The sequence below is a fragment of the Pigmentiphaga sp. genome (genome assembly GCF_033795525.1).
Lineage (GTDB): Bacteria > Pseudomonadota > Gammaproteobacteria > Burkholderiales > Burkholderiaceae_B > Pigmentiphaga.
In genome coordinates, this window is sequence record NZ_JARYGM010000001.1 from 868,766 (window position 1) to 882,042 (window position 13,277).

The 13,277-nt window shown below is 63.2% G+C and carries 10 protein-coding genes and 1 pseudogene; 2 read left to right on the forward strand and 9 right to left on the reverse strand.

Going from position 1 to position 13,277, the window contains the following annotated elements; translation table 11 throughout:
- Window positions 1-15 precede the first annotated feature (15 nt).
- Window positions 16-2,130, forward strand: coding sequence for a bifunctional 2',3'-cyclic-nucleotide 2'-phosphodiesterase/3'-nucleotidase (locus QHC78_RS04130; protein WP_413816415.1), 2,115 nt, complete (start codon window positions 16-18; stop codon window positions 2,128-2,130).
- A gap of 69 nt (window positions 2,131-2,199) precedes the next feature.
- On the opposite strand, the gene QHC78_RS04135 is transcribed toward QHC78_RS04130, so the two are convergent.
- Together QHC78_RS04135 and QHC78_RS04140 are read right to left on the reverse strand one after the other, a co-directional pair.
- A complete protein-coding gene (locus QHC78_RS04135) occupies window positions 2,200-3,657 on the reverse strand; it encodes a UbiD family decarboxylase (RefSeq protein ID WP_319742591.1) in 1,458 nt (485 codons plus the stop codon).
- Window positions 3,658-3,665: 8 nt separating this feature from the next.
- Window positions 3,666-4,586: a tripartite tricarboxylate transporter substrate binding protein gene (locus tag QHC78_RS04140; protein ID WP_319742592.1), complete on the reverse strand. Its 921-nt coding sequence runs from the start codon at window positions 4,584-4,586 to the stop codon at window positions 3,666-3,668.
- Window positions 4,587-4,759: 173 nt separating this feature from the next.
- Between QHC78_RS04140 and QHC78_RS04145 the strand changes: the two are divergent.
- Window positions 4,760-5,700 (forward strand): annotated as a pseudogene (locus QHC78_RS04145) (LysR family transcriptional regulator).
- An 11-nt stretch (window positions 5,701-5,711) separates the two neighbouring features.
- On the opposite strand, the gene QHC78_RS04150 reads toward QHC78_RS04145, so the two are convergent.
- The 7 genes from QHC78_RS04150 to QHC78_RS04180 are packed head-to-tail and all read right to left on the reverse strand — an operon-like array spanning window position 5,712 to window position 13,275.
- The gene (locus tag QHC78_RS04150; protein WP_319742593.1) at window positions 5,712-7,244 is read right to left on the reverse strand and encodes a glycosyltransferase; all 1,533 of its coding nucleotides are present in this window, start codon (window positions 7,242-7,244) and stop codon (window positions 5,712-5,714) included.
- Between the two features lie 10 nt (window positions 7,245-7,254).
- Window positions 7,255-8,439 carry a glycosyltransferase gene (locus QHC78_RS04155; protein ID WP_319742594.1) on the reverse strand — a complete coding sequence of 395 codons (1,185 nt, stop codon included), beginning with the start codon at window positions 8,437-8,439 and terminating at the stop codon, window positions 7,255-7,257.
- 39 nt (window positions 8,440-8,478) lie between these two features.
- A complete protein-coding gene (galE, locus tag QHC78_RS04160) occupies window positions 8,479-9,510 on the reverse strand; it encodes a UDP-glucose 4-epimerase GalE (protein ID WP_319742595.1) in 1,032 nt (343 codons plus the stop codon).
- Between the two features lie 30 nt (window positions 9,511-9,540).
- Window positions 9,541-10,461, reverse strand: coding sequence for a glycosyltransferase family 2 protein (locus QHC78_RS04165; protein ID WP_319742596.1), 921 nt, complete (start codon window positions 10,459-10,461; stop codon window positions 9,541-9,543).
- Between the two features lie 3 nt (window positions 10,462-10,464).
- A complete protein-coding gene (locus QHC78_RS04170; protein WP_319742597.1) occupies window positions 10,465-11,379 on the reverse strand; it encodes a glycosyltransferase family 2 protein in 915 nt (304 codons plus the stop codon).
- Between the two features lie 3 nt (window positions 11,380-11,382).
- Window positions 11,383-12,534, reverse strand: a complete 1,152-nt coding sequence (gene glf / locus QHC78_RS04175; RefSeq protein WP_319742598.1) for a UDP-galactopyranose mutase — start codon at window positions 12,532-12,534, stop codon at window positions 11,383-11,385.
- A gap of 21 nt (window positions 12,535-12,555) precedes the next feature.
- Entirely contained in the window at window positions 12,556-13,275 is a 720-nt protein-coding gene (locus tag QHC78_RS04180; protein WP_319742599.1) for an ABC transporter ATP-binding protein, read from the reverse strand.
- Window positions 13,276-13,277 lie beyond the last annotated feature (2 nt).

Sequence of the window (13,277 nt, forward strand, 5' to 3'; positions counted from 1 at the left end):
AGGCCACCCATGTCGATGCCATCCTTCGCCATAGCCCCCCACCCGTTTCGTCGCCGCTGCCTCCATGCGCTGCTCGCGCTCGGCACCGCACTATCTCTGGCCGCCTGCGGCGGCGACGATGACGACGCGCCGTCCATCCCGCCCGCCGCGCAAGAAAGCGCCACCGCGCAGCTGGCCCTGCTCGCTTCGACCGACCTGCACTTCAACGTGCGCAGCTACGATTACTTCAAGCTGGCGGAAGATCCTTCCTACGGCTTCGAGCGCACGGCCACGCTGATCCGCGAAGCTCGCCGGGCCCATCCCAACAGCATCCTGGTCGACAACGGCGACACCATCCAGGGCACGGCGCTGGCCGACTACGAAGCGCAGGTCCATCCCGTCCCGTGCGAGCAACAGCTGTCGATGTACCAAGCGATGGCCGTACTCCAATACGATGCCGGCACGCTGGGCAACCACGAGTTCAACTACGGCCTGCCGTTCCTGAACCAGGCGCTGGGCGGGGGCCTGGACGTCGAGGGTGTCGACCCCAACAAACGCTGCGCCGGCCCGGGGTTCCCGATGACGCTGGCCAACGTGAAAAGCCTCAAGAGCGGCAAACCGCTGCTTCCTCCCTACGTGATCCTCGAGCGCGAGATCACCGCCACGCAAGAGGACGGCGACACCGTCAAGCTGCCGATCAAGATCGGGCTGGTCGGCTTGACCACGCCGGGCATCATGAACTGGGACAAGCGCTACCTCGAGGGCAAGGTCGACGTCGTGGGCGGGCGCGAAGCGGCCCAGCAATACGTCTCGCAAGCCCGCGCCCAAGGCGCCGATCTGGTCTTCGTGCTGCTGCACGGCGGCATGAGCGATGCCAACTACTCTGCCGATATGGAGAACCCCGGCCTTTACGTTGCCCAGGTACCGGGCATAGACGGGCTGGTCATGGGCCACCAGCACAACAGCTTTCCCGATCGCGGCGCGAATCCCATCTACACCTTCAACGGCGTGGACAACCAGGCCGGCACCGTCCACGGCGTGCCCGCGGTCATGCCCAGTTCGTGGGGCAAGGCCCTGGGCGTAATCGACTACTCGCTCAAGTGGGACGGCAGCGCCTGGCAAATCGACAAGAGCAAGACCCAGGTCGAGCTGCGCAATACCCTGGTCGACCCCGAGGCCCAGGGCGCCGCCCAGTACGTTGCCGCCGATGCCGCCGTTGCGGCCGCCGTGCAATCACAACACGACGCCGCCGTCCAGTATGTCAAGACACCGATAGGCAGCTCGGACTTCCGCATGAGCACGCTGTTTGCCGATGTGGGCGACCCCGGCGCGATCCAGCTCGTCAACCAGGCCCAGCAAAGCTACGTGAGCCGGTTCATCCAGGACAACCTGCCCCAATACGCTCAATTGCCGGTGCTGTCGATCAGCGCGCCCTTCAAGGCCGGCTTCCAGGGCGGGACGGACTACACCGACGTCGCCGCCGGCGACCTGGCCATCTACCATGCCGCCGACCTGTACCTCTACCCCAACACGGTCTACGCAGTGAAGGTCAATGGCGCCGAGCTCAAGCTGTGGCTCGAGAATGCGGCGCTGCGCTTCAACCAGATCGACCCCGCCAAGACCGAGGACCAGTGGCTCATCAAGGACACCAAGACCGGCCAGGTCCCCGCAGGCAAGACGGCCTTCGCCGGGTACAACTTCGACATGTTCACTTCGCCGGACATCCAGTATGAAATCGACGTGACCCAGCCCGAAGGCAGCCGCATCAAGAACCTGCGCTACCAGGGCGAGCCCGTCGACGGCAAGGAATTCATCGTCGCCACCAACAACTACCGCGCCGAAAGCAGCGCCCGGTACATCCTCGGGGAAGGCAAGGAGTTCGACATCGTCTATGCCTCGCCAGATGCGAATCGGGATGTGGTGATCAACTACATCAAGGAACATCCGCAGATTACCCGCGCCCAGAACGGGTCGGCCCGCAGCTGGCGGTTCACGCCGGTCAATACGGCGGGAGCGGTGCTGTTCAAGTCGGGTAAGAATGCGCTGCCGGTTGCGCAGAGCGCCGGCTTGAGCAATATCAGCCTGGTTGCCGCGGATGACGGAAGCGGCGAAGGGCGGGCGACCTACCGCATCGATCTCGCCCAGCACTAAGGCGGGAAAGCTCCCCGCCGGCCGGCCCCGCTTAGCCGCGGGGACCGGCCCGGCTCCGGAACGGCAGTCCTACAGCCCCGCCAATACCGAGCGGAACTTCTCGGCAACCTTCTTGCGCAATTCGGGACTGGCGCATGCCACCGGCGGGAAGGTCTTCAGCATCTCGAACGGACGGCAAGCGTCGATCACGGCGCGCGAATTGGTGCTGGTCCCGCGTGGAATGCGGGGGTCCAGCGGTCCGCTCCATGCCTTGCGGATGAATTCGATGTCCTCCACCGGGTCGCAGCGAGTGCACATGGCCCAGACCACGTCGAACAGATTGGTCGGGTCGACGTCTTCGTCCACAACCACCACGAAACGCCCGAGGTAGGACCCGGACTGGCAATTCGCGGCCAGCATCGCCGCCTGCCGGGCGTGCCCGGCAAAGGCCTGCTTGACCGAGATGATGTTGAACAGCCTGGCCGCGCCGGCCTCGTGGCACCACACACCTTGTACGCCGCTCAATCCGGCGCGCTCCACCTCGTCCCAGATCATCCCCGCCTTCATGACGCACTTCGAGAACGAGAAATCGGAAGGCGGGCGCAGCGGCGTCGCCATGGTCATGACGGGGTCGTTGCGGTAATAGACGCGCTGCACGCGCACAACCGGCTGGTCGCTCTTGCCGCCCGCGTAGTAGCCCGTGAATTCGCCAAACGGCCCTTCCGGCAAGGTATCGCCGGGATACATCTCCCCTTCCAGCACGATCTCGCTATGCGCCGGCATGGGCAGCTTGTGGACCTCGCTCAGGACCACATCGAACGGCAACCCGCGATGCCCGCCCGAGTAGTCGTACTCGGACAGGCCGAACCGCAGCTCGTTGCCGCCCGCCAGGAACAGCATGGGGTCATGTCCGCACGAGATCAGCACCGGGCACGGCTTGCCCTGCTTGAAGTACTTGTCGCGGATCTGCCTTCCCTGCTTGCCCGGGGACGTCCACAGCCCGACCTGGTTGCGGCTGTGCGCCATGGAGCGGTAGGTGCCGATGTTGATCCAGTCCAGCTCCGGGTCGCGCATGATGACCAGGTCGTCCGTGCCGATATAACGCCCGCCATCCATCTCGTGCAGGAAAGGGATGGGAAACTTGAAGATATCGACGTCGTCATCGCGATCGATGTTTTCCAGTACAGGACCGGTTTCCACGATGCGCGGCGGAATGGGCTCATGACGGCGCATGCGGTCCCGGTAGGAACGGACGACGTCCATCGGCCCCTGGGGGACCGGAAAACCGAGAGTCAGCGCCAGCCGCGCAGAAGAATTGGTTGCTCCCGACAGCAGCCGGAACCCCGGCGGATAGCCCGGGATGTTGTCGAACAGAATGGCGGGCGGTTCCGTCTGCCTCGAGCTGTACACGATCTCGGCCAGCGTGCCGACCTCCAGGTTCCAATCGGCGCCGGATATGCGCAACAGTTCGCCGGCCTTGTCCACGCGGTCCAGCAACTCCCGCAAATCCTGATGAGGACGGTCGTAGTCGTTCCAAGTCTTCTGCATGTTTCTACCTAGTCAGCCTTGATTTGCGCGGCGCGCACCACGGGCGGCCACCGCTTGATCTCCGTAGCCAGCACCTCGGCCATCCGCCCGGGCGTGCCGCCCTGGGGCTCGATACCCTGCTTGGCCAGGCTGGCCACCACCTCGGGGGCCTTCAGCGCCTCGTTCACTTGCTGGTTCAGCCGGTCCACCACCGCCGCCGGCGTGCCGGCCGGCGCCAGCAGGCCATACCAGACGTCGACCTGCACCTTGTCGTATCCCAGCTCCCGGAAAGTGGGCACCTGCGGCAAGGGCGCGACCCGCTCGGTACTCATCACGCCGAGTATCTTCAGCTTCTCGCCCTTGACCAGCGGCAGTACGGTATGCAGCGGCGCAATCATTGCCGACACATGGCCGCCCGACAGGTCGTTGATCGCGCCGCCCGTACCCTTGAAAGGAACGTGGAACAGGTCGATGCCGGCCTCTTGCTTGAACAGCTCCATGGCCAGATGCTGCGGGGTACCGTTCCCCGGCGACGCGTAATTGATCGCGCCCGGCGTCGCCTTGGCCGCGGCGACGAATTCCGCCAGCGTGCTGGCCGGGAACGAGGCCGGGACCACCAGGCACAGCGTGCCGGTGCCCAGCAGCGCGACAGGGGTGAAATCCTTCACAGGGTCGTAGGGCAGCGACTGGTTCACCGCTGCGTTGGTAGCGAAGGTCGTGGCGGCCACCAGCAGCGTTGCGCCGTCAGGCTTGGCGCGCGCGACGTGGTCGGCGCCGATGTTGCCGCTGGCGCCCGGCCGGTTGTCGACCACCGCGGCCACCCCCCAACGGGTGGCAAACTGCTGGCCGATCGCTCGCGCCAGAATGTCCACGCCGGTACCCGGCGACGCCGCAACCACCATAGAAATGGTGTGCTGAGCGGCCGGGGCCGCCGCCGGCCATGCCAACATGGCCCCCATTACCAGAGCTGCGCGGGACCCGAGGTCTCGCGACAGTCTGGACAAGCTTGTCCGAACGTCCATGGCACTCGTCTCCTCCACTGTGTCGTGGTTCGATCGCCATTACAACGCCCGGTCATTTATTATTCAAACGATTTATTATCATAGATTAATGAGGTTTACCAATGAACAGCTTCCACGCCTCGCTCGGCAATCTGTCGCTCAAGCAATTGCGGGCATTCGTATGCGTGGCGGAATCCAGCAGCTTTACCGCCGCGGCGGCATTGCTCAACCTTTCGCAGTCGGCCGTCAGCCTGCTGGTGCGTGAACTCGAGGCGGAACTGGGGCTTAAATTGCTGGACCGCACCACGCGATCGGTGCGCATGACCGAAGCCGGCGCGGAACTGCACCCGGTCGCCAGCCGCGTCCTCCAGGACCTGGGCGCGGCCATCGCCGGTTCAAGGGAACTGGCGGACCGCCGCCGAGGCCGGGTACGCATTGCGTGCTCGCCGCTGCAATCGTCGCTGCTGCTACCCCGGCTGATCGCGGCGTTCAAGGCTAGCCATCCGCATATCACCATCGTCCTGCGCGATACGCCCGGCGGCGAAATCGTCGACCTGGTCGCCAGCGGCGAAGTGGACCTGCGCTGGCGGTCCCGCCTGCCGACACCACCTTCGTGTCGGCCGAACCCATCCTGACCGACGACCTGCTGTTGATCTACCCGCGCGGCTACGGCTGGAACAGCCGTCGACGCATCACCTGGAAAGACATCGCGGCCCATCCCTTCATTGCGCTGGGCGAGCACAACTCGACCCGCTACCTGGTGGACCACCATGCGGCCCAGGTAGGCATACGGCTCGCGCCGGCGTATGAAGTGGCTTTTGTCTGGACCGCGATAGGATTGGTCGAGGCGGGCCTGGGCTTATCGTTGATTCCCGGCCATGCGCGGCCCATCGTGCAGAAGCATCCCGAGGTGGCCATGCGCCCCTTCGAACAACAGCAGATCAAGCGCCCGATCGCGCTGCTCCGGCATCGGCAGCGGACGCTGTCGCCGGCGGCGCAGGCATTCGCGGGGTTTGCGATGCGGTTTGTGGGGCGGGAGAAGGGGATTGCGCGGGGTGGCTAATGGGCCGCCGTTCAGGTCCGTTGACCTTGGCCCCCGGCAAGCGGCCTCAGCATCGACCGCATGCTGGCGACAACAAAGCTCTTGGCAAATCGGACGAGCCCCGCGGACTTGAAGTGCACGCCGTGCGACCAGATGTCCTTGATCGCAAGCGCCAGGTAGCGAGCCACCAAGCCCTTCTCTATCCGACTCAGCGCCCACAGATGCGTATTGATCTTGCACTTCAAGAGATAGCTTTCGATACCCGCATCCGCCCACGCTCCCACCTTGCCGTGCAACCATTCGAAAATGGGAAAGTGCACGAAGAGTCGCTCGTCCCGCACTGCGATGTCTTGGCCTTCTCGTTCTTGCCTGTAGTAGTAGTAGCACTCAGGGATGACCGACATCCGTTTTACCCTGGCAAGGGCCTCGAACTGGAACGGCAGATCATCGAAGCGGGGAATATGCTCGGGAAATTCAATCGCGTTCCCCCGCAGGAATTCACGCCGATAGATCCTGCGCCAGATCGTAGGCTTGACGGTCAAGTACGAGCGGGGATCCTTCACGAGGCCGTAGGTTTCACTGGCCGAAGAACCGCCCCATGCGGTGGAGTAGGGCTCTACCCGCCCTGAGTCTTCAAATGCTTCCAGGTAGCCGCATTGCGCGACATCCGCGGCGTTCAGCACGGCCGATCGGTAGAGCTCCTCGAACATGTGCGTATCGACCCAGTCGTCGCCGTCGACGAAGGCGACATACTCTCCCTGCGCAACCCGTGCGCCGGCATTGCGGGCACTTGCGCAACCACCGTTCGGTTTATGCACGACCTTGACGCGGCCGGGATGCTTGTCCGCCCATTCGTCCAAGCGCTCGCCCGTCGCATCTGGCGAACCATCGTCCACCGCTATGATTTCCAGTGACTCCAGGGTTTGGTCGACCAGGGTCTGCAAGCAGCGGTCTATCCAGGGCAGTACTTTGTATGCCGGCACGACGACCGAGACCTCGAAGGCGGGTGCATCGCCGGTGCCACTGAGCGGATTGGAAAGCCCATGAACGTTCCAATAGAAACTCGATACCCGCCCCCGGCAGTAACGGTATACCCGTAGCGGATCCGCATCGACCGGGCCGAAAGAGCCACAGATATGCTCGATTTCGAAGTCGTCCAGCAACGCCTTGATGGCGGTCCAATCGAAGGACGCCGCATCTACCCTGACGAGGGCAAAGCGCTTCAGATTCGTAGCGGCCAGCTCCGCGGCCGAGGTGTGAAACACGACCCGGTCGCGCCAGCCTAATCCGGGAACGTTTTCCAGGCACTCATCGAGCTCGCGTTTCAAGTTCCGGTTCGGCTCAACGACTACGACCTTGGCGGTGGCCGAGGTGGTCAGCAAATACACGATCTCGAGGCCGGAGCGGGCGCTCAGTAGAAGAATGGTGGACTGGGGACGAGGCACCCGCAAGCCCAGACCGAAATAATTGCCTTCCAAGCGCGACCGGTCGGTTTCGAGATAAATCTGCAGCAGCGGGCCATTCAACAGCGCAGCGAAGCGAGCGGTCTCTGTTTTTCTTAGCATTGCAACCTTCCTATTTCGCGTGCTGGCCTGCCAGCAAAGTCCTTCCCAATATGAATCGCGTCTTTTGCAAGCCGGCCCGAACCATCGTACGCCGCAGCTTGCGACCATGGCGCCAGCTGAACAACAGCTTCAAAACCCAGACGCGAACGGTCCGGCGGCCCGCGGAGTGGGCTGTCAGGAAACGCACGGCGTTGGCCCGCAGGGCGGACAGGAGAATGGCCTCGCGCCGGTCTATGCCGTGAGCCATGGCATAGCGAGCGGCCGCATCGTCGACATTGGCCTTGAACTGCGCACACGCCGCGGCAAAGAACCGGGCCCTGTCCTTGTTGAGCGTATGCTTTCCACACCAGTACGTCATTCTTGCGGCCATGATGGCGACATAGGCCCGGCCTGCAGTGTCCACATGATGTTTCTTGGCTGCGTCAAATGCCAATTGGACCGATTTCAGAATATCGAAGCGCTTTTCGCTCTTCTGGTCGGTGATTTTTCCCGGCCGGTTGACGCGATAGAAGTAGCCGGTACTGTCTACCAAGAGTACCTTGTGCGCCACTGCCAAAGCTTCCACATGCGTGGGAAAGTCCTCGAAGTGCAGTCCCAGCGGAAACGAAAGGTTTTTTTCCAACACGAAATCGCGTCGCAACAAGCGCGTATTGGCATTGGGTTCGAGCCGGTACAACCTGGGTTCGCGCAAGGCGCTCGTAACCAGGGCCCCCTGTCCATTCAGCGCGAGGTCCCATAACCACGCATCGTAGAAATCATGGTATTCCTGCGATACGCCATCGAAGACGATAGACCGGCATATCGCGACGTCGCAGTTTTCCCGCAGGGCCATCTCCGCCATTCTCAGGTAGCAGGGCATTTCCACGAGGTCGTCGCTGTCGCAGAACCCGATGAATTTTCCTCGGGCGTGCCGGAGTCCGGTCATACGCGCGGCAGACAATCCAGCGTTGGCTTGCCGGATGCAGACCACCGGAAGCTGAACCCTCCCGGTCCATTCCGCTATCCTTTCGGCGCTGCTATCCGTGCTGCCATCGTCGACGATGATGACCTCGATATCCGCATCAGCCACCGATGCAATCGAATCCAACGTCTGAGTCAGCAGATTTTCCGTGTTGTACACGGGGACGATCCACGAAATCAGCGGACCCTTGCCCCGCGGATCTCCGCGGCGATCAACCACTACTTCTTCTTTCATCGTTTGTTCCCACGCGTCTCGGAACGGAATTTTTCGCACTCAGACATAGCCGTCGGGATTGCCCGACTGCCAGCACCAACCATCCCGGCACATATCCTCGACAGTGCGGGTGGCCCGCCATCCCAGCTTCTCGTTGGCCGCGCTCGGGTCGGCCCACATCCCCGCCAGGTCGCCCGGCCGGCGATCCAGGAACTCGTAGGGCACCTTCTTGCCGGTAACGGCTTCGAAGGTGTGCACCAGTTCAAGCACGCTGGTGCCGCGCCCGGTCCCGAGATTGAAGGCTACCCACCCCGGCGTGGCCTGCGCGTATTCGACCGCCTTCACATGCCCTACGGCCAGGTCGGACACATGCAGGTAGTCGCGCACGCCTGTGCCGTCCACCGTCGGATAGTCGCGGCCGAATATCGACAGCTTCTCGCGCTTGCCGACGGCCACCTGGGTGATGTAGGGGAAAAGGTTATTGGGCCGGCCCCGTGGCGCCTCGCCTATCGTGCCGCTCGGGTGCGCGCCGATCGGGTTGAAATAGCGCAGGTTGACCGCCGTCCTGCCGGCGCCTGCCTGGCACCAGTCGGCCAGGATGGTTTCGACCATGGCCTTGGTCTGTCCGTAGGGATTGGCCGGCGCGAGCCGGTGGCTTTCGGTGTAAGGCAGGGAAACCGGTTCCCCATAGACCGTGGCGGACGAGCTGAAGACGATGCGCTTGACCTGCGCGCGGTCCATCGCCTTGAGCAGGACGATGCTGCCATGCACGTTGTTGTCGTAGTACTCGAGCGGCTCGGCGACCGAGTCGCCCACCGCCTTGAGCCCGGCAAAGTGGACCACGCAGTCGACCGGCGCCCCGTCACGCCGGGCTTGCTCGAACAGCGAATCGAGCAGTTGCGCATCGCGGATGTCGCCTTCATGCCAGCGCACCGGCGCACCCGCCAGCTTCTCCACGCGTCGCAGGACCTCGGGGGAGCTGTTGCCGAAGTTGTCGACCACGATGGGGCGATAGCCGGCCGCGAGGAATTCCAGCAAGGTATGCGACCCGATGTAGCCTGCGCCGCCGGTAATGAGTATGGAAGTCGTCATAGGGGTTCCAGGAAAAATGCAGCACCAAACCTATCGAGCAAACTGCTCGGATTGCGGAGCCGGCCCTGTGGGCGACTGATCGAAACGGCGAGCCGACCGCAAGGCCGAGAAAAGCATGGACCGGCGGGCACGCCCGCCTCCGCCGAAAAAGCTCCACGCGACCAGCGCCGCGGTAATGAAATAGGGCTTGAACCGGACCAGCGCGTTCTCGCCATACTTGAACTGCACGACGAAGAAGTTGCGGAACATGTAGAAGCCTTTCCAGGAGTCGAGGGCGTGCTGCTGGACGAAGTCGAGCTGGCGGACCATGACGGCATCGCGCACCGCGGAAATCCTATAGCCGGCGCGGCGTATGCGCAGCGCATAATCGACGTCGTCGTAGAAAATGAAGTAGCGGGCATCGGGATAGCCCACGGCATCCACCACGGACCTATGCACCATGAATCCCTCGAAGGCCACGTTCTCGACGTAGACGACGGGCGGCATGCGCTGGCGCTCCCCGTAGGCCTGGGCAACGGAGCGCCGCTTGCTGCGCAACACCAGCGGATTGCGCAAGTCGAAGCGCAGGGCGGAACGCTCGACCAGCTCCCCATCGGTACCTTGGCGTACGGCGATCATGGCGGGGTCCCCTTGCGCCACTAGCGCCTCGGCGCAGTCGGGTTCCGGCACCACGTCGTCGTCCATCAGCCAGATCCAGTCCCAGCCGCCTTCGTGCGCCAGTTCCATGCCGAGCGAGAAACCGCCCGCCCCGCCCAGGTTCTCGGGGCTGCGCGTGACCCGCAACGGCAGATCGGTCCGAGCCGCCAGCAGCTCGGCGGTCGCATCGGTCGATGCATTGTCGATGACGTACACGGCCTCGGGCCGCAGCGTTTGCCGCGCCAGGCCATCCAGGCAGCGCCCCAGCAGCTCGCAGCGGTTATGCGTAACGATGACGACGGCGATGGTGGCCATGGCTTACTCGATAAAACGCCGGTGGCCGGAGAAGTCGCCCCGCCAGCCATCGGCCAGCGCCCGCAGGCTCAGACGCAGCCGCTCCAGGCTGGGCCGGGAGAACGTATAGAACCAGAGGGTCTTGGCCGCAAACGCCAAGGCGCTGGCCGGCCCCCGGTAGGTCAACAGGTTGACGGTATTGTTGCGGCACAGGCAGTAGTGCTTGAGCGGCGAGCCGGTATTGTTGAAGTGCATCAGGCCGAAGAACATCGGCGCGCCCAGGTCGTCCTGGCGGGGATGAAAGAAGCCGGCGCCGCTGACGGTGGCGATGCGCGCCCCGGCCTTGGCCGCGCGCAGCACGTATTCGATATCGTCGCCCCAGATGAAGAATTCCTTGCGAGGCAGGCCGATCCGGCCGGCCAGCTCACGGCTGACCAGTACGCCGTTGAAGGGCATGACCACGTCCGGCAGCAAGCCCCGGGGACTGGCTTCTTGCACGGCCTGCCGGGTCCTGAGGATGCGCGCCGTACCGGGGATGCGCAGCGGAAAGCACAACTGCTCAGGCCGGGCATCGTCCAGTACCACCGGGCCCCAGAGATCCAGTTTCCCGCCCTCCCGCAATAGGGTTTCCAGGCAATCGCCGGCCGGATAACCGTCGTCGTCCATGAGCCAGGCATAGTCGCAATCCGACTGGAGCGCCGCCGCCATGCCGCGGTGGAAGCCCCCTGCCCCGCCTTCGTTGCGAGGCAGGGTGATCAGTTCGAACCCCGGCTGCGCCAGCATGCCGGCAGTTTCCAGTGCCTGCGCCGTACCATCGGTACTGGCGTTATCCACCACGACGATTCGGTCGGGACGGCGGCTCTGCGCGCGCAACGCCTCCAGGCAGCGGAATAGCAGCGCCTTGCGGTTGTAGGTAACGACTACCGCGCAGACACGCATCGATCAGCCCACGGGGTCGACGTAGAAAGCCTGCAGCTTGCCGCCGTTCTGCAGTACCGCCTTGGCGGAATCAGCAACCTCGAGCGCCTCTTTGATGGTGACGTCCATGTCGAGGTAGCGGTAGGTGGCCAGCCGGCCGACGAAGGTTACGCCCTGCTCGGCGCGCGCCCGGTCCACGTACTGCTGCAGCAGCGCCTTGTCCTTGACCAGGCGGATAGGGTAATAGGGAATATCGTTTTCGCCGCACAGCCGGCTGTATTCGCGGTAGGCGAGGCTTTTCTCGTGCTGTTCCCAGGGCGCGAAATACTTGTGCTCGGAGATACGGGTATAGGGCACGTCGGCATCGCAATAGTTGATGACCGCGGTTCCCTGGAGATCTCCATCGCACCGCACCGTCTCGAAATCCAGCGTGCGATATCCCAGGCGCCCCACGTCGAACCCGAACCAGGCATCGAGCGGGCCGGTCCAGAAAACGTGATCGGCCTGCTGGCGCATGGCTGCATCGTAGCGGGTGCCCAGGCGGACTTCGATGCCCGGATGATCGAGAATGGCTTCGACAATGCGCGTATAGCCGTCCTTGGGCATGCCCTGAAAGCGGTGCGCGAAATAATTGTCGTCGTAATTGAAACGCACCGGCAGCCGCTTCAGGATGCTGGCCGGCAACTCCGAGGGCGCCACGCCCCACTGCTTGCGCGTGTACCCTTCGAAAAAGGCTTCATACAGCGCCCTGCCCACGAATCGCAGCGCCTGTTCTTCGAAAGTCTGCGGCGACTCGATCGACAGGTCCGCCTGGCTCTCCAGGAAAGCGCGCGCCTCGCTGGGCGACAGCGTCTTGCCGAAAAACTGGTTGATCGTATGAAGATTGATGGGCAGCGAATACACGCGCCCCTTGGAAATGGCCTTCACTCGGTTGACGTAGGGCATCATCTCGCCATAGCGGTTGATGTATGCCCATACACGTTCATGGTCGGTATGGAAAATGTGCGGCCCGTAGACGTGCACCATGACGCCGGTTTCGCCATCGCGTGCCGAATGGCAGTTGCCCGCAACGTGGTCACGCTGGTCGATCACCGTCACCCGGTGTCCTTCCTCCGCCAGTTCCCGGGCAATGACCGCTCCGGAAAACCCTGCGCCCACCACGAGAAAATTCTTCATGACCTGATATCCAAAAATAACTTAGGCGGCGTTTTCGACGGGCGCTTCGACGATGCGGCCATGCTCGAGGCGGATCACCTGGCGGCAGATCCGGTTGGCCAGCTCCATGTCGTGCGTCGCCATGACGAGAATGCCCGCGCCGTTGACGAAACTCTCGAGGCGCTCGGCGGCCTTCTGCCGGAAACGCTCGTCACCCACGCTCATCCATTCGTCCATCAGCAGGATTTCCGGCTGCACGCTGGTCGATATGGCAAAGGCCAGACGCAACACCATGCCGCTCGAGTATGCTCTGACCGGCAGGTTGAGAAAATCACCCAACTCGCTGAACTCGGCAATATCGTCAATCAACCGGTTTATCGAGTTCGGTTTAATACCGAGAAAAAGGCTGCGCAGTTTGATATTCTCAAAACCGGTGGCATCGCCATCCATGCCCAGCATGGAATCTAGCAGGCTGGTGACCTTCCCCTGAATCGATACAGTGCCCTGCACCGGCGCGTATACCCCGGCCAGCACACGGAGCAGCGTCGTCTTGCCCGAGCCGTTATGGCCCAGCAGTGCAACGCGGTCACCCTCGCGGATATCCAGACTGATGTCCTTGAGAGCTTCGACTTCGGCAGGCCCGCGCCGCGACTCCAGAATACGGCCGCCGGTCGCGACATTCAGCATGGTCTGCTTGAAGGAACGCTGCTTGGCGTCGTAAATGGGAAACCGAACGGATACGTTGTCCAGGCGTATATGCATAA